The sequence below is a fragment of the Arthrobacter sp. lap29 genome (genome assembly GCF_032458965.1).
In the GTDB taxonomy this organism is placed as follows: domain Bacteria; phylum Actinomycetota; class Actinomycetes; order Actinomycetales; family Micrococcaceae; genus Specibacter; species Specibacter psychrochitiniphilus.
In genome coordinates this window covers 156,491-176,162 of record NZ_JAUCEK010000009.1, presented here as the reverse complement: position 1 = coordinate 176,162, position 19,672 = coordinate 156,491, and the positions used below count along the sequence as shown (strand labels likewise).

Genomic DNA, 19,672 nt, shown 5'->3' with positions numbered 1-19,672 from the left:
GGCAAAAATTCCTGTCACTTTCTTTCAGCTCGACCGGACCATGACAAAGTCATGTTCGGTCCTTGACCCCACCTGAAAACCCCTGGTGCCGACAACGGCGAACCCGTGCTTTCGATAAAACGCCTGTGCACGCACATTCTTGCTGTTAACCCCGAGCCAGGCTGGGTGCTGGGCCTGGGCGTCAATCCATTGCAGGGTTGCGCTCATGATGGCGTTGGCAACCCCGCTCCCGTGGGTATCAGGGTGTGCGTAACATTTACTGAACTCCACGGCCCCGGGCTCCGTGATGAGGGCCGCCACATCTGCTGCGGCAGGCGGGGCATCAACGACCATGGTGTAGGCAAGCAGGCGCGGCGCTGTTGCTGACTCGTGGCCATGCGGGGATTGGTCCTGAGGAGATTGGTCCTGCGCCGTAAAGAGCACCCTACAAGGATCGGCGAGGTAGGCGCGGAAATTTTCGGGACTCAGGTGTTCTTCAATGAACCCCGCAATTTCCGTTGCTGGTGTCTCGGGCGGGCACGCCAGGGGAAAAGTGAGGGCCGCCAGTGCAGCCAAGGCTTCGGCGTCGCTTGCTCTTGCCCGACGGATGCTCAATTGCATGCGTGCGCACTCCCCTGCGTTGTAGGTGGTATTGCTAACGTACCAGCTTAGAAACAAGAAGGGGCTGACGCAGCGTAATGCCGCGTCAGCCCCTTCTTAGGGAATATCAAAGGAAGCTAGTGAAGCCTAGGCTTCAACAATCACCTTGGTTGCTGCCGGATCAACGGGGATGCCGGGGCCGAACGTCGTGGAGACAGTGGCCTTCTGCAGGTAGCGGCCCTTGGAAGCGGACGGCTTCAAACGAAGCACCTCTTCCAGTGCTGCTGCGTAGTTCTCAGCCAGCTTGACGGCGTCGAAGGACACCTTGCCGATGATGAAGTGCAGGTTGGAGTGCTTGTCGACGCGGAAGTCGATCTTTCCACCCTTGATGTCATTAACAGCCTTGGCGACGTCGTTGGTGACGGTGCCGGTCTTGGGGTTAGGCATGAGGTTACGGGGACCCAGAACCTTACCCAAACGGCCAACCTTACCCATGAGGTCAGGTGTTGCAACGGCTGCGTCGAAATCGGTCCAGCCGCCCTGGATCTTTGCGATCAGGTCGTCGGTGCCAACGAAGTCGGCGCCTGCAGCAATAGCTGCTTCGGCACGCTCACCGGTTGCGAAAACCAGAACGCGGGCGGTCTTACCGGTACCGTGCGGCAGGTTGACTGTGCCACGGATCATCTGGTCAGCCTTGCGAGGGTCTACACCCAAGCGGAAGGCAACCTCAACGGTCGCGTCGAACTTGGAGGGGTTGGTCTCCTTGGCGAGCTTGATGGCGTCGAAGGGTGCGTATACGTTCTCCGCATCGATCTTGGCCTGAGCTGCCTCATATGCTTTACTGCGCTTTGCCATGCTGCGTTTCTCCTTGTGCAGTTGTGGTCGTTAGGACCGCGCGGGCCCTGCCACTACGACCGCCGTACTCACTCAAGGTGAGGTATCCGGCGTCGCTCTTAATGAATTGGGTAATGCTTAGGCGGTTTCGAGAAAAATCGAAACCAGGTGTTCGAAGCTTAGGCCTCGACAGTGATACCCATGGAACGGGCGGTACCGGCGATGATCTTTTCTGCGCCTTCGATGCTGGTTGCGTTAAGGTCAACCATCTTCTGGGTGGCGATCTCGTTGACCTGGGCCTTGGTCAGCTGGGCAACCTTGACGGTGTGCGGGGTAGCTGAACCCTTGGTAACCCCTGCAGCCTTCTTGATGAGCTCTGCAGCCGGCGGGGTCTTGGTGATGAACGTGAAAGAACGGTCTTCGTAAACCGTGATTTCAACGGGGATGACATTTCCGCGCTGGGATTCCGTGGCAGCGTTGTACGCCTTGCAGAATTCCATGATGTTGACGCCGTGCTGACCAAGCGCCGGACCGATGGGCGGTGCCGGGTTAGCGGCGCCTGCCTGGATCTGCAGCTTGATAAGGCCGGTGACCTTTTTCTTGGGAGCCAATGTAGGGTCCTTCTCTCAATATCTTGTCCAAGGACGACGGAGCGCGTCCCAGGTGGGTGGCCGAATGGCGTCCGGCCGAACGTTTCGTGAAGAACTAAGCAAGTCCAACGCGGAACGAAACTTTGGTCAACTAGATCTTGGTGACCTGGTTGAAGGCAAGCGTGACAGGGGTTTCACGCTCGAAGATGGAAACCAGCACAACAAGCTGCGAGGCTTCAGGCTTGATCTCGGAGATTGAGGCCGACAGGCCTTCGAACGGACCGTCCTTGACGATGACGGCTTCGCCAACCTCAAAGTCAATCTCGGCGTCGACCGGGTTGTGACGCAGCGGAACGCCGGTCTCTTCAGCCTGCTGCTCCTCGAAGATGGGGGCAAGCATGGAGAAGACTTCATCTAAGCGCAGCGGGACAGGGTTGTGGGCGTTGCCAACAAATCCTGTAACACCGGGGGTATGGCGGACAACACCCCAGGAAGCGTCGGTCAGGTCCATGCGGACAAGGACATAGCCGGGAATGCGGACGCGGTTGACAACCTTGCGCTGTGCGTTCTTGATCTCCACGACTTCTTCCATGGGGACCTGAATTTCGAAGATGTAATCTTCCATGTTCAGCGAGAGGCTGCGTGATTCAAGGTTGACCTTGACACGGTTTTCGTAGCCTGCGTAGGAGTGAATGACATACCAGTCACCCTCCTGGCGGCGCAGTTTGGCCTTGAATTCCTCTGCCGGGTCAACTTCGGGCTCGGCTTCTACAGCCGGCTCCTCGCTTGCAACGTCTGCATCAACAGTTTCTGCTTCCGCAGTTGCTGTTTCTACAGTTTCTGGCGCATCAAGGTCGGCATTGATGGCAGCATCAGCAACCACAGTGTCCTGGTCCTGCTCACTGTATGTTGCCTCGGGCTCCAGCTCAGACACGAATTTCCTGCTTTCCTTGTGTGTTTCTTAAATAGCTCAAACCGACCCATGCCGATAGATTTCAGCGGGGCCGGCCAAATTGAGCCTCTTACTGCTCGGTGTTTACGTTTCCGCCAAAGACCCACAGCACAGCCTGGCCGAAGCCCAGATCTAGGACGGTAACAATAGCCATTACGATGACAACGAATACCAGCACAACCGCAGTCATGTTGATCAACTCTTTGCGAGTCGGTGTCACTACCTTCTTGAGTTCACCAATGACTTGGCGAAGGAAGATAGCAATCCGGGCGAAAAAACCCGGTTTACCGGGCTTGACAGCCTTTTTGGCAGGGCCCTTAGAGCTGCTTGCCGCAGTTTCGGTCACCAGTGCCTCACTCATCGCTTTGTTGGGAACCCGCAAGTCCGTGGGTTCGGACCGCGCGAGATGCTTAGTATTCGCCTGGAGACGACACGAGATTTCACAGCAAAGCCGCGAACCAAATTATGTCATTTCCATGCGCAGGGCAGACAGGACTCGAACCTGCAACCTGCGGTTTTGGAGACCGCTGCGCTACCAATTGCGCCACTACCCTTTGATTGTTCACAACAGTGAGCCCTCACAGGCTTCTGCAGCAAAAATCCCTTCAGCGTTGAACGCCATGAATAACTTACAGTCTTGCGCCCGTCTTTTCCAAACCGGCACCAAGGCGTGAAACATCATGGAGTTGAACACCAGTTACTTATTCTACGCATTCTTAGGCGCCTACGTCGAACTGGTGACGCCTTACGCCTAAAGTAGTCACTGACGAAGTTTATATTTTGGGCCTCCCACCGAAGAAAGAATGCTGATGTCTGCCGAATTGAGCGCTGATCAAGCCTCCGCACGCCGTATCTCCGCAAGGATCGCCGCAATTGCGGAATCCGCTACCCTGGCTGTCGACGCCAAAGCCAAGGCCCTAAAGGCCGCCGGGCGCCCCGTCATCGGCTTTGGTGCTGGGGAGCCCGACTTTCCAACACCGGATTACATTGTTGAGGCGGCGGTTGCTGCCGCTCGCCAGCCTAAATTCCACCGCTATTCCCCGGCTGCAGGGCTCCCGGAACTGCGCAGTGCCATTGCCGCAAAGACGCTGCGCGATTCAGGCTACGCGGTGGATCCGGCCCAGGTGCTCGTAACAAATGGTGGCAAGCAGGCAGTTTATGAGTCCTTTGCCACCCTGCTTGACCCGGGTGATGAGGTCATTATCCCCACCCCGTTCTGGACCACCTACCCTGAAGCCATTCGCCTGGCTGGCGGTGTTCCTGTGGAGGTTTTCGCTGGCCCGGAGCAGGGCTACCTTGTCACGGTGGATCAGCTTGAGGCCGCCTTGACGCCGCGCACCAAGGTGCTGCTGTTTGTTTCGCCCTCCAACCCCACAGGTGCCGTTTACTCGGCAGAACAGACCCGAGAGATCGGTCTTTGGGCCGCGTCCAAGGGCCTCTGGGTCATCACTGATGAGATCTATGAACACCTGACCTACGACGGTGTTCCATTCACCTCGATTGCCACGGCTGTCCCGGAGTTGGGCGACAAAGTGGTGATTCTCAATGGTGTTGCCAAGACTTATGCCATGACGGGTTGGCGCGTTGGCTGGATGATCGCGCCCCTGGACGTGACGAAGGCGGCCACCAACATGCAATCGCACGCCACCTCCAACGTGGCCAATGTCTCCCAGATGGCCGCCTTGGCAGCAGTCTCTGGCCCGTTGACCGCAGTGGATGAAATGAAGGTTGCCTTCGACCGCCGCCGCAAGGCTATGGTGGCCGCGTTGAATGCGATCGACGGTGTGGAATGCCCCACCCCCACGGGCGCCTTCTACGCCTACCCAGACGTCCGCGGACTGCTGGGCCGTGAAATTGGTGGCATCCGGCCCGCCACCTCGGCTGAACTGGCCGCACTGATCCTGGACAAGGCCGAAGTTGCCGTGGTTCCCGGTGAAGCCTTTGGACCCAGCGGCTTCATGCGTTTGTCCTACGCCCTGGGCGACGACGATCTGGCAACCGGCGTTGGGCGCCTGCAGGAGTTCCTGGGCTCAGCCAAGCCCTAAGCCACTCTGCCTCTGACCGGCGGCAAAAGCGCGCCCGCCTCCCACTTATGCGCCCCGTAGACCGGGCGCGGATGTGGGAGGCGGGCGCGCTTTTGGGTTGTTAGAGCAGGCGGCGGTCTGCGGCCCAGCGGGTCAGCTCATGGCGTGAGGAGAGCTGCAGCTTACGCAGTACGGCCGAAACGTGGGACTCCACGGTCTTGATGGAGATGAACAAAGCCTTCGCCACTTCCTTATATGAGTAGCCGCGGGCAATCAAACGCATGACTTCCAACTCGCGTGCGGAAAGTTTGTCCAGCTCGTCCTCCACGGCCACCTCGGCTGTGCCAAAGGCGTCGAGCACAAAGCCGGCCAGCCGGGGTGAAAATACTGCGTCACCGCCAGCCACGCGCCGCACCGCATCAGAAATTTCGGCGCCGGAAATTGATTTCGTAACATAACCGCGCGCACCGGACCTGATGACGGAAACCACGTCTTCGGCCGAATCCGAGACGCTCAGCGCCAGGAACTTGGTGCCGGCCAGCAGCGACGTGCAGCCAGCAATGACTTCCCGCCCGCCCTGGCCCCGTCCACCCGGCAGGTGCACATCGAGCAGGACCACATCCGGCTGGTGGTGGGTCACTGCTGCAATCGCCTCCTCGACTGTGGCGGCCTCAGCCAAAATGAGGATGTCCCGGTCCAGATCGGCCTTCAATCCGGAGCGAAAAATGGCGTGATCATCCACAATCACGACCGTAATGGGTGTTGCCGGCATAGTCATTTGGCTTCCTCCGTGGCAGTTGCTTCATAGGGCAGGTGCAACCGTACTTCGGTGCCTTCCACCGAGCTAATGATCTCAGCCGTCCCACCGTTGCGTTGCATGCGCCCGACGACGGACTCCCGGACTCCCAGCCTGTCTGCGGCAACCGTCCGCACATCAAAGCCCGCCCCTCTGTCCTTCACAAACACATCAACGCCCTTTGCCGTTGCTTCCACATACACAGACACTGCCGTCCCGCCGTGCCGGACACCGTTCAAAACGGCTTCTCGAACCGCCTGCACCAGTGCGTTACCACGCTCCGTCAGCTCGGTGTCTCCCACGGCCACCACTTCCACTGCCTGCCCGTAAATATCCTCAGCCTCAGCACAGACCGACTTGATGCGCTCCACCAAGGCCCCGGACTTATGGGTGCTGTCCTGATAAATCCACTCTCGCAGTTCGCGCTCTTGGGCACGGGCCAGCCGTGTCACATCAGTCGGCGAGTGGGCACTTTTCTGGATCAGGGCCAACGTTTGCAGCACTGAGTCGTGCAGGTGGGCCGCAATTTCGGCCCGCGCGCTCTCCTTGATGTGCCCGGCCCTTTCGCTCTGGAATTCACGCCAGAACTTCAAGGCCCACGGAGCCAGGACGAGCCCCACTCCTGCAAGGACAGCCAAAGAGGCCACCACGGAGGACCACAGCAACGTCCATGAGCCGGACCCGGCAACAATGACGAGCAGCCCGGTAATAACAAGGGCCAGCCCCCCACCGAGACGCAGCATGGCAATGGGCGTGTTCATTTTAGTTGCGCTGAGCAATCCCACCCGGCGGGTGTCATCCAATTGCATCCACGCCAACACTGCGCCCAAAACAATGACCAGGAGCGGGATCAAAGTGCCCAGACGCAAATCCCAGCCTTGTTGCTGCCCGAAGATGATGAATGCCGCAATGACCAGTGCTCCCCCGATTGCCACCTCCCTAAACCCCAAGGGAACCGGTTTGCGGGCCGGGTTGCTGTTGCCAGAGTTATCCTTCTCAAACGCTTCGGGCGCGGGACGGAACAACGCCAGCCGTGGGTTACCGTCAGCGTCCAATAGCCTGCCGCCTTGCTCTGGGGCGTCGCCTTCCAAAGGAACCAGTAACCACAACCACCCATAGAAGACAATCCCGGCGCCAAAGAAGAAACTGGCACCGATCATGATGCCCCGCACCATCCGTACATTCCAGCCAAGGTGCACGGCCAGGCCGCCACAAACTCCGGCAACTACACGGGCCTGTGTGCGGTACATCTTTACGCTCATGCAGCAATCCAAGCACGGCCCGGGGACTGCCGCAGTGTTTCTCGGGGATACCTCAGGGTTCTTTCAGGGTGACACCTCATGTTGCCGCGACCCCGCAGAGGGCAGGATTGAAGCATGAATACTTCCCAGGACAGTCCGGAGCACTCCCCAGAGCAGCCATCTGGCCACGCTGCCCCTCCCCCGCTGCCTCACCCCGATTCGGCCAGATTCTTCCAATGGATCCGCGGCCTGGGCATCCGGCGCGGGCCCAACCGCTGGATGGGCGGTGTGTGCAGCGGGCTAGCCGACAAGTGGGGCATCGACCCCGTGATCGTGCGTGGCCTTGCCATTGTGCTGACCCTGTTCTTCGGCATCGGGCTGCTCGCCTACGGTGTGGCGTGGGCGTTGTTGCCCGAACCGGACGGCCGCATCCATGTTCAGGAGGTGGGCCGAGGCCACTGGTCGGCCGGAATGACAGGAGCCGCCGCAGCCACACTATTGGGGCTGGGAGGATCCGGAGGCGGCACGTTCCAAGACAGCAACAGCGGCTGGTTCTTCTGGCCGATCATTTGGATCGGCGGCATCGTGTGGGCCATCTACTGGTTTTCCTACCGTGGCAGGGACGAGCGGGGCAGCAATGCCAGCCAACCCTGGTACGGGCACACGTGGCAAAGCTCTGCGACGCCCCAAACCCAGCCCCAACCCACAGATGTTTATGCCCGCACGTTCACCCCGCGCGCCGACGAGTACGTGAAGCGCCAAGGCCAACAGACAACCAAGCCCCCTACCAAGAAGACGCCCCGGCTCGGCTTTGCCAGCAGCTTGCTGGTGCTGGGCCTTGCCGCGGTGGTGGTGGCTGCACTCCTGCTGTTGAACGCGAGCAACGTCATCGATTTGGGGACGCACCCCCGCGCCATCATCGTGGCTGCAGCAGCCATTGTGGCGGGCGTGGGCATTGTGGTGGCTGGGATTGCCGGCCGCACTGCGGGCGGACTCGGCACGTTCGCTGTCATTGCTTTGGTAGTGGCCGGGGCGTTGAGTTTGCCACAGCCAAACATCGCCTCATTCAGCAATGCCGACTGGTCTCCCGCCACCATCAGTGCCGCGCAAACTGGCCGCACTGTCCTGATGGGCAACGGCACCATTGACCTGACCGGGATTGTCTCGGCCGGGAAGGGAGCGGCCGGGAATAGAGCGGCCGGGAATGGAGCGGCCAAGCCCGGCGGTGACTCACCCCTGACGGAGAATGTCCGGATACCCCTGAGTTTGGTGGCATCCAACGTCACCATCCTGGTGCCGGAGAATATCCCCGTCAGTGTGAAGAGTGAACTGGCTGCAGCGGCTGTGACCGTGGACGGCAAAACAACTGGCAGTGGCTTGGTGAAAGACACCACGAGCAACATCAACCTGGACGCTACAGGCTACGGGCTCGCAATCACGTTGGAAGGCGTAGCCTCCAACATTGAGATCCACGTGGTTCCAACACCATGAATCACCCGGACAGAAACCAGCAGAACCTCACACAGGGTCCCTTGAGAGAAATCGCGGAGAACACCATGTCCCATCCCATAGAACCGCCCCAGAGCCCCGAGGGCACAGCCAACACCGTCTCACCGCCCCCTGCCGGGTACTTCTCCACGCCACTGCCCCTATCAGAACAGGCCCCCGCCCGTGCACACGCAAGCAGTACCGAACCGAAGAACAGCTCAAAAACCGCTGCCACAGCTGACTTGCCCACCGTCCCACAAGCCGGGCGGCACCCGGCCCGCGTGGGAACGATCGTGTTTGGCGCCGTCGTACTTGTCCTTGGGATTTTGCTGATTCTCAGCACCCAACTGCACCTGAATTTGGACCCGGGACTTACGGCCATGTGGCTGCTGCTGGGTGCCGGCGTGGCCATGGTGGCCGGCGGCGCAATCAATTTGTTCACCAGGATGAAGAAGCAGCGTGGCCTCCACTGATTGGGCCTGAAGTTGCCGGGATCACATGAGCGTCTAGAATGATCTACAGAGGAGCTCAATGGTGCGCTCAAAAACCCCATTGAATCCATCCCTCAAAGGACTTTATTACTCATGAAGATTGGAATTCTCACCAGCGGCGGAGACTGCCCTGGCCTGAATGCTGTGATCCGCGGAATCGTGCTCAAGGGCATCAAGAGCTACGGACATGAATTTGTTGGTTTCCGTGATGGCTGGCGCGGAGTGGTTGAAGGCGACGTCATGGACCTTCCCCGTCAGATGGTGCGCGGCATATCCAAGCAGGGCGGTACCATTTTGGGCACCTCCCGCACCAACCCTTTTGAAGGCAACGGTGGCCCCGAAGTCATCAAAGCCCACATGGAACGTCTCGGTGTTGACGCACTCATCGCCATTGGTGGCGAAGGTACGCTTGCTGCCGCCCGCCGGTTGACCGATGCTGGGCTCAAGATCGTCGGTGTACCTAAGACTGTTGATAATGACCTGGACGCCACGGACTACACCTTTGGTTTCGATACTGCCGTGCAGATTGCCACGGAGGCCATTGACCGCCTGCGCACCACGGGCGAATCCCACCACCGCTGCATGATCGCAGAGGTCATGGGCCGCCACGTTGGCTGGATCGCCCTTCATGCCGGCATGGCCACGGGAGCGCACGCTGTGCTGATCCCGGAGCAGAACACCAGCATGGACCAGATTGTTGAATGGGTGAAAGAAGCGCACGAACGTGGCCGTGCACCCTTGGTAGTGGTGGCGGAAGGGTTTGTTCCGGACCATCAGGACTCCGCCCACTCCGAGCGGGGCTTGGACACCTTTGGCCGTCCCCGCCTGGGCGGCATCAGTGAACAGCTCGCCCCCGAGATCGAAGCCCGCACGGGGATTGAAACTCGCGCCACTATCTTGGGCCACATTCAACGTGGCGGCGTTCCTTCTAGCTTTGACCGCGTTCTGGCTACCCGGTTGGGCATGGCTGCCGTGGACTCTGTTGTGGAAGCCCGCTGGGGCACCATGGTGGCGCTCAAGGGCACCGAGATTGAGCACGTACCCTTCGAGGCCGCGTTGGGGAACCTGAAGACGGTTCCGCAGCACCGCTATGACGAGGCGGCCATCCTCTTCGGCTGACCGATCCTAGTGTGGAACCAAAAATGTGCCGCAGCTGAACTGCGCCCCAAAGTAAGGAACTGAATTGTTCAGTACAACTTTCGGGGAGCAGTTCACTCCCCCAGAGAGTTGATAGTAGGCACATTGTGCACAGCTATCGCAGGGAGATCACGCTCCCTAAAACGCGAGTGGTAAACACCCTACTTTCCGGCTCAGTTGCGCATGGCTCCACCCTAAAACCGCGCGTCTTGTGAGTTGGGCCACACTCGAGTGTTAGCCAGCCCGCAGCATTCGCTCTACATTCACTCTCGCGGGGCGTTAACGTTGAACCATGACCTTCGATTTAAGTTCAGCGCCCATAGTTTTCCTTGCCTGGGAACGGGGCCTCGGGCTGCCTGTCGATTCGCTCTTGTCGGAGCGCAGGGACGGCAGGCTCACCCGCGCCGTCGACGGGCCCGAACTAACATTCCTGCGGCTCTGGGACCAGTCAGTCCTCAGGGGTCCTGCGCATTTGTTGGCCGCTGCGGCCGCCTACAGTGACGATGAGCTCAGCGATCACTCCACCATGCTGCGGCTGACCAGACATAGCGGCGGCCGGGGTCTGGGCACGCAGGCCCTCTATTACGCGGATGAGCTGGAGTTACACCAGCCTGCACACACCGTCCACGTTTCCACCGGGGAGCTTGAATCTGCGGCGCTTGAATCACTGTGCCCGCCAGATGACGTCAACGATGTGGCGCTCTCCAGCAGAGAGCACAAGTTCACGGTCATGGAGTCAGGAACGCCCGACGCCGGCCCTCTCGCCTGTAGCGCCTACACCGAGTATCAAGGGCTGCTGGCTCAGCTGGGCACACTGGTGGCCCCGGACTCCCGCCGCCAGGGACTGGGACACCTGGCCACTAGCATTGCCGCCCACGAAGCGCTCTCTGCTGGATTGATAGTGCAGTGGCGGGCAGATATCAACAACGCTGCGGCGCATTCCCTGGCCGTGGCCGTGGGTTTTAGTGTGGCTGGTCTACTGACCCGGATTTCTCTTGAGAGTGGTCAAACTCGGCATAAATAGCCGAAACTTCACGGGGTTTGGCGAAGAAGATGACCACGGCCGCACCTAGCAGTACAGCGGCCGCCGGCAGCAGAGTTGATTGGGCCATGGCGGCGGAGAACCCAGCTTGCAAAGATTCCGGCAACGGTCCTGATTCCCCCGCCATTCCCCCACCCGCACCGGCGGGCATTTCAACCGCCAGACGGGCCGAGATCAATGCTGCAATGGCCGCGCTTCCCAACACGGAGCCGATCTGCCGCGTGGTGTTGTACACCCCAGCCCCAGCCCCAGCCTCACGGGGCCCCAGGTTGCGAGTGGCCGTGGTGGATAACGGAGCCCAAATGCCGGAGCTGGCAATGCCCAACAACCCGCTTGGCAGCAGGAACAGCCAGATAGGCGTGTTCGGGGTCATCAGGGACGCCGTCCAGGCCAGCGAGATAGACATCAGAATGAAACCGGCGAAGGCCACATAGCGTGGGTTGACGGTGTCTATAAGCTTGCCCACAAACGGGGCCAAGATACCCGAGAGCAAAGCCATGGGCACCATCATGAGTGCGGACTGCGTTGGGCTCATGCCCCGGACCAGCTGGTAATAAAAGAACAACGGCAGACTCATGGCCGTCACACTGAAGCCCATGGAGGTGATGGCAATGTTAGCGAGAGAGAAATTACGTACCTTGAACAAGTGCAGCGGAACCAGTGACTCACCCTTATTGATGGCCTGCCAGCAGACAAAAGCAATCAGGAAGACGATCCCTGCGATGATAAGGCTCCAGACACTGAGCGGGCCCTTGATGGTGCCCCAGTTGTAAGTGGCTCCTTCCTGGATGCCAAAGACCAGCAGGAGCAGACCAACTGAGCTCAGCAGCACGCCCAGCATGTCAAAAGTGTGGTCATGGGTTTGCAGCTTAGGCACCAAGCGCCAGGCCATTGCGAACGCAATGATACCCACAGGGACGTTAACGAAGAAGATCCATTCCCAGCCAAACCCATCAACAAGAACGCCACCCAGGATGGGGCCCACCAGCATAGCGACTCCGGCTGTAGCACCCCACAGCCCCATGGCGGCACCGCGTTTGTCAGGGGGGAAGATGCGGGTGATGACAGCCATGGTCTGCGGGGTCATCATCGCTGCACCGAGGCCCTGGACCACACGGGCCAGGATCAATGTGCCAATGTCTCCGGAAAGTCCGCACCACAGTGAGGCGAGCGTAAAGACCGTCAGACCCACGAGGTAGAGGTTTTTGGGACCATATTTATCTCCCAATCGCCCTGTTACCAGGAGCGGTACCGCGTACGCCAGAAGGTAGGCGCTGGTGACCCAGATGACTGAGTTGATGTCAGTGTTCAAGCCCTCCATGATCCTGGGGTTGGCCACCGAGACGATGGTTGAATCCACCAGGATCATGAAGAATCCCAGAACGAGCGCCCATAACGCGGGCCACGGTTTTGCCACGGTTTCCATGGGTTGTTCCTTAAGTATCGAAATTTGTTTCAAAGCACTGGCGTCCGTTGGGGCCCAGCTGGCTAATTATTGATGCTTCGCGGCGCTGATGAATAAGGTCTTTACCCTGTGCCCGGCCACGAGAGGTCGGCCTGCTTCAACCGTGCGATGAACCCGTGCACCCAATCCAGTTCGGCCCGCACCATATGTTCTTGGTAGCGGATATCGATCCAATACGCCGGGTCAACCCCGCGGGACTTGGCCAACTCCCTATCCGCACCCAACATGGCCAATTTTTCATCCAGAACTGGCAGGCGCTGCTCCAGCAGGTCAATAACGAGATGAGCCGGCAGGTTATGTGCTTCTGACAGTGCCTGAGGAAACCGCGGATACTCCTCGGCGGGTTGCGCGAGGTCCTCGCACAACACCTCGCTCAGCCTGCGCCGCCCTGCCGGCAACAACGCGTATGTGGTGCGTTCGGGGCGTTTACCGTCCCGGGCGGTCCCCAAAGCTTCCACCATGTGCGCATCCGCCAGCCGGCCCACTGCGTGATACAGCGTTCCTGGTCGAATTTTCAGCAGACGCTCTTCATGCCTGTCAATCAACAACTGGTACATCTCATAGGGGTGCATGGGACGCTCTGCAAGTAACCCCAGAGCCGCCATGGCCAAAGGAGTCAAGTGTTTTAGCTCAGCCATGCCCACCCGCCTCTTCCGTTAGTGCCGCGGCCTTCCCCAGCATTGTTCCAGCTCAACTATTCCACATGGAATAGCAACGTGTCACTAGCGCCCGAAGGGATCTTGTGATGAAAGTTTTTGCGGCCGGGACTTCAGCTGGCACAGAAAGCCAGCGCCTCCCGGTCTAACGAGGAGCCCGGTTTAGCGAGGAGCCCTCAGGAATCCTGTTTGACGGCCCAACACCTGTCCGGCGTCAGTGGCAACAATGATTTCCTGATTGGCCGGGTACTGTTCGCCGTCGTCATTGACAATCAGGACGGCCTCCGGGTCCACGGAACGCTTGATCAGAGCCAGGGCGATGGGCCCCATCTCGTAGTGCTGCGCCGAGGAGGTCACGGTGCCAACCACACGCTCGTCCACTAAGACTTCGCTGCCCACCGCGGGCAGGGTGTGCAGCGAACCATCTAACTGCAAGAACACCAATCGGCGCGGAGGCCGCCCCAGGTTGTGCACGCGCGCAACCGTCTCCTGCCCCTTGTAACAGCCCTTATTCAGGTGCACTGCCGTCCGGATCAAGTCCAACTCGTGGGGAATGGTTTTCTCGTCAGTTTCCGCGCCCCTCCGGGGTCGCCACGCAGCCACACGGAGTGCATCTGCAGCCCACGCTCCTGCCAGCGGGCGCTGACCCACCGCCGCCACCAGTTCCGCGGCTGGGATCAGGTATTCAAACCAAGAACGTTCCAGGCCGGGATGCTCCGTCTCAGGCACAGCCGCATAGCTGTAGCCACCGGCAGATATATGGGGCCAAGGATCCTGCCACACCGTACGGTCAGACCATTCAGGAACCTCGGCTACCGAACCAACCACGGCCCAGTCTGGCGAAACATCGGCAATCTCCACCCGCAGCATGAATTTCATGGAGGTGAGCCACTGGGCCAGCGGAGCGGCTTCGGCAGTCTCCACAATCAGCCAGGTGGTTTCGCCATCGTCAAGCACCCGCGCGTCGTACTCGATGCGTCCTTGGACGGTCAGTATCAGCAACTCGGTGCTGACCCTGGGAGATAGGTTTTTCAGTTCCTGGGAGGAGAGGGTATTGAGCCAGCTGAGCCTGTCTGGACCGCTGACAGTCACCACTCCGCGGTGAGATAGATCCACGACGGCGCTGGGCGGCTTCCCCAGGTATCCGGCCAGAAGCCGTTGCTCACGGTTCGGATCTCCATAGTGGGCGGCAACGCCGGCATCAAGGCCGCCTGCTGCCACGGCGCCGGAACGGTTCAACAAAGGACTCAAATAGCTCATACCGGTTGCAACGCCTTCTCTTGGGAGCCTATTCCAGCGAGCACCCTGGGCGGAGGGCAGGTACCTAGGGTTGGGTGGAAACTTTATGGAGCACCGCGGAAGCGTGCACGTCCAACGACCTACCTTGTGCAGCCACGTCCCAGCGCCAGTAAAGGTCACCGTTGACAAGGCCAAAGATGCGGGTAGCGGCGGTGTAGGACTTGGCGCCAGCACCGCGCATGACTGCATCGGTGGAAAGCTGAATTTTCGGTCCCTTGATGGCGCCGTAATACAGCTCCGAGATGCCGCCGGGGTGAACAATGTTCACCATGATGTCGAATCCACCGTCAGCATTGCGCAAGGCTTCGACGTCGTCCGCCGTACGCAGAGCCGGGACAATGTCCGCCGGGACCATTCCCGGGCCACCGTCGGATTCGTTCAAGGCGCGGTCAAGTTGCCAGAAGCCAGTTTCCACGGAGAGGGGACGCAAAGTGGCGCCGTTCTCATCCGTTAGCCAAGACTGGGCCGTGTACTGCAAGTAGGGCAGCCCATTGGAACTGAAGGTCACCGTCTGGGTGAAGTGTTCCGAATCCTCTTCGCCGGCACCGAGCCGCCCGGCACCTTCCCAAGTGCCCAGCAGCCACGAAAGTGGCACCAGTTCCGGAGTGAGGTCCGTGGGGATTTCAATGGCCATGGCGAATTACTGCTGGCCCTTGAACAAGCGCCACACCACCAGTCCGGCAAACCAGGCCATGGCCACTCCGGCCACAACCAACAGGCAGATGAAGAAAATTTCCAAGGCAAGTACGCTCATAATGCCATCCTACAATGATCTGCGCAGCGTTCCTGACTCATTCGCAGGCACCGCGTCTAGAAGGCCGTTTAGCTGGTAGGGGTTCGCTCACTTATGACAGCAGGATTTTCTCCACGAAGTACACGACTGAGCCGATGGACACAATGGGCGCCAAGGCAGCGGCTACCTCACCAAAAATGCGCCCTGGGGTTAGTGCGGGTGCCTCACGGGGTGCCTGAGCTGGAGATTCCACTGGTGTTTCAGAGGGACTTTGGGCTGCTGCTTCGGCAGGCGCTTCAGTTGCTGTCTCGGCAGGCGTTTCGGCGGCACTTATGTGGACGCTGACTTCACCGATCAACTCATCGGCGGCTCGGGCGTCTCGCATGGCATCCCCGGCCAGCTGTGTGCCCAGAGTCCGCAGCCGCCTAAATGCAGCAATGATGGAGGCCACCACAATAGCCAGGACGGCGGCCGGCACAATCCGGACATCGGAGAACACTAGCGCCGCCAAAGGTCCCGCCAGCACCGCCAAGATTATGGCCAGCGGGGCCGCGACCCTATCCGGCCAGGGGAGCATCCCGGCAAGAAGCGCAACAGCGGCACTGATGGCAACAATGGCCGTCATCCCCGGCTCGCCCAGGAATCTAAAGGACGCCACCCAGCCACAGGCAAACCCGGCCATGGCCACACCGGCACCGGCACCTAAGGTGGACTCCAAACGGCGCTTTTGACCCGTGCCGCGGATCAGCTGCACCACCATGATGGCGCCGAAACCGAGCGCAATGTAGATGGCTGTCCACGAAAGGTAGTCCTTGCCCGCGCTCAGTCCAGCGGTCAAGGCCGCCAAAGCACCCGTCAAGGCGATCACGGTGCCCAACGTTTTCTTGGCCGGGATGGCCAGATAATGCGGCCATCCGTAACCAAACGTCACGGCCAGAGCCATGCTCACCCCCACAGCGTATTCAAGGCCCAGGGAGTGCCCGGCAACCAGCAGTGCCAAAGCGATGATTCCAATAAGTCCGGCTATAGATGACTTCACACATCAATCCTGCCCTATTCTGCCGGTACACTGTGGAACAAACCTGTGGCGGAGCGTTTTAGTTTTTTACGCTCATGCCAGGCAGGCTTTGCAACTGGTTCGAGGCCCAAAGATGCGCATTAAATGAGCACTTTGTTTAGGAAGAGATGTCGCAGATATTATTGCTGACCAACATCCACGGAACTTCCGTGGATGTTTTGCCTGCGCTTGAACTACTCAGCCACGAGATTCATATTCTGCCAGCCGTTCCCACAGCGCTCCTTGATGCCCGCCCCACCGAGCTCATCATGGTTGATGCCCGCACCGATCTGGCCGGGTCCCGGTCCCTGTGCCAATTACTCCGAGCCACTGGCATCAGCGTCCCTCTGCTGCTTATCCTTACCGAAGGCGGCATGGCTATTGTGAGCGCAACGTGGGCTGCTGACGACGTCATTCTTGACACGGCCAAGCCGGCGGAGGTGGAGGCTCGGATTCGTTTGGCTCTGACCCGAGCAACCATCGCCGAAGAAGAAACCCATCAGGAAATTCAGGCCGCCGGAATCGTCATCGATGAGGACAGCTACACAGCCCGGGTACATGGAAGCGTGCTGAATCTTACCTACAAGGAATTCGAGCTGCTCAAGTACCTGGCCCAGCATCCGGGGCGCGTCTTCACAAGGGCGCAGCTCCTGAACGAAGTCTGGGGCTACGACTATTACGGAGGTACCCGCACTGTGGATGTTCATGTGCGGCGGCTGCGGGCAAAATTGGGCAGTGAGAACGAGAACCTCATCAGCACCGTCCGCAACGTGGGTTACCGGCTCAGTGTTTCCCGCCAGTCTGAGAGCTCCATGACGGACGCCTGAAGCGCAGATACATTTCATCGCCAGAGTGCATGAACCCATTTTTAGAAGCCATCCCCTTTGCACAAGGAACCATTCCGCCATGACACAGCTTCCCACTGCCTTAATCCTCATGAGTGCAGATACCTTCGCCACACAATTTGATGTGTCTCGGCTTGACCGGCTTCGCTCGCTGGCCTCGCTCTGTGGAACTTTTTGGGCGGATTCATTGGACCACCCGGAGATTCAAGACCAACTCCCCGAAGTAGAGGTCCTCATCACCAGCTGGGGAGTTCCTTTGCTGGATGCACCAGCTTTGGAACGCCTCCCCGCCTTGAAAGCCGTCTTCCACTGCGCCGGGTCTGTACGCACCTTTGCCACACCCGCCCTGTGGGAACGTGGGATCACGGTGTGCAATGGCGCGGATTCCAATGCCATCCCCGTTGCAGAGTTCACCTTTGCAAGCATCATTCTCGCGGGAAAACGGGCGCAGGTGCTCTCTAACGACAGCCGCAATCACCGCGGCGAGCTTTCTTTCGCCGCGTCCCGCGGGAAATTGGGGAATCTTGGCCGCACCATTGGAATTGTGGGCTATTCCCGGATAGGCCGCCGTGTGGTGGACCTGCTGCGCCAGCTAGAGGACGTCACCATCTTGCTGGCTGATCCTTATGCTGACCCGGCTGAAGTCACTGCCGCTGGTGCCACGCTCCTGCCTTTAGAGGATCTACTTGGCCAAGTGGATGTGCTCTCCATCCATGCGCCATCACTGCCCAGCACCCATCACATGATTGGGGCGCGCGAGCTCGCTGCCTTGGCCGATCACACCACCATCATCAATACGGCGCGTGGGGACCTCATTGACACTGACGCGTTACTTGCCGAATGCCGCACAGGACGGTTGACGGCCATCTTGGATGTGACGGATCCGGAGCCACTGCCGGCCGATAACGAACTGTATGACCTGCCCAATGTGATCCTGACACCGCATGTGGCCGGCTCCTTGGGCGCAGAAACCCGCCGCATGGTGGATGAGGCATTGGCCGATCTTGGCCGGTACACCGAAGGAAAACCTCTAGTGGCCCAGATCCACGCCGCAGACATGGCGCACCACGCCTGAGTCGGCACTGGCCGGCTGGAACTAGTGGGCCCAAATTTTGGCCGCTAATCCCCAAAAAAGTAAGGCCCGTTTCCGCGAAATGGAAACGGGCCTTACTGGTTGAGTGGAGGACATACGGATCGAACGTATCGAGGACACCCCACTGGTGCATCCCCCCAGACGTGCAGGTAAAACAAGCAAGTGACGCACTGTGTGTGAGCCTTACTGCTCTCAAACTCTATGCCAGCTTCGCACCGCCTTGCAAACTCGCGGCCACGCCAAGCAGCATTTCGACACGTTACCTGGCAGCGATTCTCGCAATAGCACAGCCCGGCACACTAGGCTGTGAGCATGAGCCCCGCAAAGACTGACAGCTGGCCGGTAACAGTAGTTCCAGGTGCCCCCGGACCCGAACTTCTGCAAGAAATCCAGACAGTGATTGCTGCTGCCGAAGATGCCGACGGGAACCCGCCGTTCTCTGAGCAGACACTCGTGGAGCTGAAATCCGCCCACGCTAGCCCCCAAAGTGTCCTGACCTTGCTCACCTATGCCCCGGAGGACGCGTCCCCCACCGTTGGCGAAGACCTGGCTGGAGTTGCCGTGGTGGTGCTCAACGGCAACGAGGGCGTGCTGGAAATTGTGGTTCACCCCGCCTACCGAAATGATGGGGTTGGCGCCATTCTCGCCGATAAATTGGTGGAGGTACGCGGGCTGCACGGCATCAAGGCATGGTCCCACGGAGACCATGAAGCAGCTGCCGATCTAGCGGCCAGCTACGGCTTCCGGGCCATTCGCGAACTCTGGCGCATGCGCCTGGTCCGGCAGGCGCCCTCATCCGCTGAACCCCAGCCCACCCTGGAGTACCCTGCGCCCGACGGCGTGAGCCTGCGGACATTTGTCCCTGACCAGGATGAGGGCGCCTGGGTTGCAGCCAACGCGAGCGCCTTTGCCCACCACCCCGAGCAAGGCGCGCTGACGCTGGCTGATTTGCAGGCGCGCATGGCCGAGCCTTGGTTTGATCCTGCTGGTTTTTTTCTGGCCGTGAATGCTTCGCAGGAAATTTTGGGGTTTCATTGGACCAAGCTTCATCCGGCCCGGGCAGGTCAGGCCGCTATGGGAGAGGTCTATGTAGTGGGCGTCATCCCGGATGCGCAGGGGCTCGGCCTGGGCAAGATCCTGACCAAGCAGGGTATAGACCACCTGCAAAATGCCGGGCTCCGGGCCATTATGCTGTACGTAGATGCAGACAATGAGGCGGCAGTGTCGCTGTACCGCAAACTAGGTTTCACCAAGTGGGACTCCGACGTCATGTACGGCCCGCTCTCCCCCTAACCGGCGGGTGCCTGCAGCGAAGCTTGTACCGTTTAGACCAAAAGTACCGACCCCGAG

Annotated in this window: 20 protein-coding genes and 1 tRNA gene; 8 read left to right on the top strand and 13 right to left on the bottom strand. The window is 59.7% G+C overall.

Annotated elements, in window-relative coordinates:
* Window positions 1–24: 24 nt before the first annotated feature.
* From RY113_RS15480 to RY113_RS15455, 6 genes are all read right to left on the bottom strand, one after another.
* Complete coding sequence (locus tag RY113_RS15480) at window positions 25–600, bottom strand: GNAT family N-acetyltransferase (RefSeq protein WP_315915285.1); 576 nt, start codon at window positions 598–600, stop codon at window positions 25–27.
* A gap of 126 nt (window positions 601–726) precedes the next feature.
* Window positions 727–1,434 carry a 50S ribosomal protein L1 gene (gene rplA, locus RY113_RS15475; protein WP_315915284.1) on the bottom strand — a complete coding sequence of 236 codons (708 nt, stop codon included), beginning with the start codon at window positions 1,432–1,434 and terminating at the stop codon, window positions 727–729.
* Between the two features lie 158 nt (window positions 1,435–1,592).
* Window positions 1,593–2,024, bottom strand: coding sequence for a 50S ribosomal protein L11 (gene rplK / locus RY113_RS15470; protein ID WP_110105541.1), 432 nt, complete (start codon window positions 2,022–2,024; stop codon window positions 1,593–1,595).
* Window positions 2,025–2,154: 130 nt separating this feature from the next.
* Window positions 2,155–2,937: a transcription termination/antitermination protein NusG gene (gene nusG / locus RY113_RS15465; RefSeq protein WP_315915282.1), complete on the bottom strand. Its 783-nt coding sequence runs from the start codon at window positions 2,935–2,937 to the stop codon at window positions 2,155–2,157.
* A gap of 88 nt (window positions 2,938–3,025) precedes the next feature.
* Window positions 3,026–3,316, bottom strand: coding sequence for a preprotein translocase subunit SecE (secE, locus tag RY113_RS15460; RefSeq protein ID WP_110105539.1), 291 nt, complete (start codon window positions 3,314–3,316; stop codon window positions 3,026–3,028).
* Between the two features lie 120 nt (window positions 3,317–3,436).
* A tRNA-Trp gene (locus RY113_RS15455) sits at window positions 3,437–3,509 on the bottom strand.
* A gap of 255 nt (window positions 3,510–3,764) precedes the next feature.
* Between RY113_RS15455 and RY113_RS15450 the strand changes: the two genes are divergently transcribed.
* Window positions 3,765–5,000, top strand: coding sequence for a pyridoxal phosphate-dependent aminotransferase (locus tag RY113_RS15450; protein ID WP_315915281.1), 1,236 nt, complete (start codon window positions 3,765–3,767; stop codon window positions 4,998–5,000).
* 100 nt (window positions 5,001–5,100) lie between these two features.
* Here RY113_RS15450 and RY113_RS15445 read toward each other — a convergent pair whose 3' ends face one another.
* Together RY113_RS15445 and RY113_RS15440 are read right to left on the bottom strand one after the other, a co-directional pair.
* Window positions 5,101–5,757 (bottom strand): response regulator transcription factor, encoded by a 657-nt coding sequence (locus RY113_RS15445; protein ID WP_110105537.1) that lies wholly within the window; start codon window positions 5,755–5,757, stop codon window positions 5,101–5,103.
* The gene (locus RY113_RS15440) at window positions 5,754–7,037 is read right to left on the bottom strand and encodes a PspC domain-containing protein (RefSeq protein ID WP_315915280.1); all 1,284 of its coding nucleotides are present in this window, start codon (window positions 7,035–7,037) and stop codon (window positions 5,754–5,756) included. The genes RY113_RS15445 and RY113_RS15440 overlap by 4 nt, the downstream gene beginning before the upstream one ends.
* 114 nt (window positions 7,038–7,151) lie before the next feature.
* On the opposite strand from RY113_RS15440, the gene RY113_RS15435 reads away from it, so the two are divergent.
* From RY113_RS15435 to RY113_RS15420, 4 genes are all read left to right on the top strand, one after another.
* Window positions 7,152–8,507 carry a PspC domain-containing protein gene (locus RY113_RS15435; protein WP_315915279.1) on the top strand — a complete coding sequence of 452 codons (1,356 nt, stop codon included), beginning with the start codon at window positions 7,152–7,154 and terminating at the stop codon, window positions 8,505–8,507.
* A 65-nt stretch (window positions 8,508–8,572) separates the two neighbouring features.
* Complete coding sequence (locus tag RY113_RS15430; RefSeq protein ID WP_315915277.1) at window positions 8,573–8,977, top strand: hypothetical protein; 405 nt, start codon at window positions 8,573–8,575, stop codon at window positions 8,975–8,977.
* A 111-nt stretch (window positions 8,978–9,088) separates the two neighbouring features.
* Window positions 9,089–10,114, top strand: coding sequence for a 6-phosphofructokinase (locus RY113_RS15425; RefSeq protein ID WP_110105533.1), 1,026 nt, complete (start codon window positions 9,089–9,091; stop codon window positions 10,112–10,114).
* Between the two features lie 310 nt (window positions 10,115–10,424).
* Window positions 10,425–11,156, top strand: a complete 732-nt coding sequence (locus RY113_RS15420; protein ID WP_315915276.1) for a GNAT family N-acetyltransferase — start codon at window positions 10,425–10,427, stop codon at window positions 11,154–11,156.
* On the opposite strand, the gene RY113_RS15415 is transcribed toward RY113_RS15420, so the two are convergent.
* The 5 genes from RY113_RS15415 to RY113_RS15395 all read right to left on the bottom strand — a co-directional run bounded on the left by RY113_RS15415 (window position 11,095) and on the right by RY113_RS15395 (window position 16,366).
* Window positions 11,095–12,600, bottom strand: a complete 1,506-nt coding sequence (locus RY113_RS15415) for an MFS transporter (protein ID WP_315915274.1) — start codon at window positions 12,598–12,600, stop codon at window positions 11,095–11,097. The genes RY113_RS15420 and RY113_RS15415 overlap by 62 nt on opposite strands.
* Window positions 12,601–12,701: 101 nt before the next feature.
* Window positions 12,702–13,277 carry a PadR family transcriptional regulator gene (locus RY113_RS15410; protein WP_110105666.1) on the bottom strand — a complete coding sequence of 192 codons (576 nt, stop codon included), beginning with the start codon at window positions 13,275–13,277 and terminating at the stop codon, window positions 12,702–12,704.
* A gap of 180 nt (window positions 13,278–13,457) precedes the next feature.
* Window positions 13,458–14,555 (bottom strand): glycine cleavage T C-terminal barrel domain-containing protein, encoded by a 1,098-nt coding sequence (locus RY113_RS15405; protein ID WP_315915272.1) that lies wholly within the window; start codon window positions 14,553–14,555, stop codon window positions 13,458–13,460.
* 64 nt (window positions 14,556–14,619) lie between these two features.
* Entirely contained in the window at window positions 14,620–15,228 is a 609-nt protein-coding gene (locus RY113_RS15400) for an FABP family protein (protein ID WP_315915270.1), read from the bottom strand.
* A gap of 211 nt (window positions 15,229–15,439) precedes the next feature.
* Window positions 15,440–16,366 carry a permease gene (locus RY113_RS15395; RefSeq protein ID WP_315915268.1) on the bottom strand — a complete coding sequence of 309 codons (927 nt, stop codon included), beginning with the start codon at window positions 16,364–16,366 and terminating at the stop codon, window positions 15,440–15,442.
* Between the two features lie 146 nt (window positions 16,367–16,512).
* On the opposite strand from RY113_RS15395, the gene RY113_RS15390 reads away from it, so the two are divergent.
* From RY113_RS15390 to mshD, 3 genes are all read left to right on the top strand, one after another.
* A complete protein-coding gene (locus RY113_RS15390; RefSeq protein ID WP_315915266.1) occupies window positions 16,513–17,211 on the top strand; it encodes a response regulator transcription factor in 699 nt (232 codons plus the stop codon).
* Between the two features lie 79 nt (window positions 17,212–17,290).
* Window positions 17,291–18,304 carry a hydroxyacid dehydrogenase gene (locus RY113_RS15385; RefSeq protein ID WP_315915265.1) on the top strand — a complete coding sequence of 338 codons (1,014 nt, stop codon included), beginning with the start codon at window positions 17,291–17,293 and terminating at the stop codon, window positions 18,302–18,304.
* Window positions 18,305–18,634: 330 nt separating this feature from the next.
* Window positions 18,635–19,615: a mycothiol synthase gene (mshD, locus tag RY113_RS15380; RefSeq protein WP_110105525.1), complete on the top strand. Its 981-nt coding sequence runs from the start codon at window positions 18,635–18,637 to the stop codon at window positions 19,613–19,615.
* Window positions 19,616–19,672: the final 57 nt, after the last annotated feature.

Coding starts and splice junctions, on each gene's coding strand:
- RY113_RS15480 (WP_315915285.1), bottom strand. CDS start 600: ATGCAATTGAGCATCCGTCGGGCAAGAGCAAGCGACGCCGAAGCCTTG.
- rplA (WP_315915284.1), bottom strand. CDS start 1,434: ATGGCAAAGCGCAGTAAAGCATATGAGGCAGCTCAGGCCAAGATCGAT.
- secE (WP_110105539.1), bottom strand. CDS start 3,316: ATGAGTGAGGCACTGGTGACCGAAACTGCGGCAAGCAGCTCTAAGGGC.
- RY113_RS15450 (WP_315915281.1), top strand. CDS start 3,765: ATGTCTGCCGAATTGAGCGCTGATCAAGCCTCCGCACGCCGTATCTCC.
- RY113_RS15445 (WP_110105537.1), bottom strand. CDS start 5,757: ATGACTATGCCGGCAACACCCATTACGGTCGTGATTGTGGATGATCAC.
- RY113_RS15440 (WP_315915280.1), bottom strand. CDS start 7,037: ATGAGCGTAAAGATGTACCGCACACAGGCCCGTGTAGTTGCCGGAGTT.
- RY113_RS15435 (WP_315915279.1), top strand. CDS start 7,152: ATGAATACTTCCCAGGACAGTCCGGAGCACTCCCCAGAGCAGCCATCT.
- RY113_RS15430 (WP_315915277.1), top strand. CDS start 8,573: ATGTCCCATCCCATAGAACCGCCCCAGAGCCCCGAGGGCACAGCCAAC.
- RY113_RS15425 (WP_110105533.1), top strand. CDS start 9,089: ATGAAGATTGGAATTCTCACCAGCGGCGGAGACTGCCCTGGCCTGAAT.
- RY113_RS15420 (WP_315915276.1), top strand. CDS start 10,425: ATGACCTTCGATTTAAGTTCAGCGCCCATAGTTTTCCTTGCCTGGGAA.
- RY113_RS15415 (WP_315915274.1), bottom strand. CDS start 12,600: ATGGAAACCGTGGCAAAACCGTGGCCCGCGTTATGGGCGCTCGTTCTG.
- RY113_RS15410 (WP_110105666.1), bottom strand. CDS start 13,277: ATGGCTGAGCTAAAACACTTGACTCCTTTGGCCATGGCGGCTCTGGGG.
- RY113_RS15405 (WP_315915272.1), bottom strand. CDS start 14,555: ATGAGCTATTTGAGTCCTTTGTTGAACCGTTCCGGCGCCGTGGCAGCA.
- RY113_RS15400 (WP_315915270.1), bottom strand. CDS start 15,228: ATGGCCATTGAAATCCCCACGGACCTCACTCCGGAACTGGTGCCACTT.
- RY113_RS15390 (WP_315915266.1), top strand. CDS start 16,513: ATGTCGCAGATATTATTGCTGACCAACATCCACGGAACTTCCGTGGAT.
- RY113_RS15385 (WP_315915265.1), top strand. CDS start 17,291: ATGACACAGCTTCCCACTGCCTTAATCCTCATGAGTGCAGATACCTTC.
- mshD (WP_110105525.1), top strand. CDS start 18,635: ATGAGCCCCGCAAAGACTGACAGCTGGCCGGTAACAGTAGTTCCAGGT.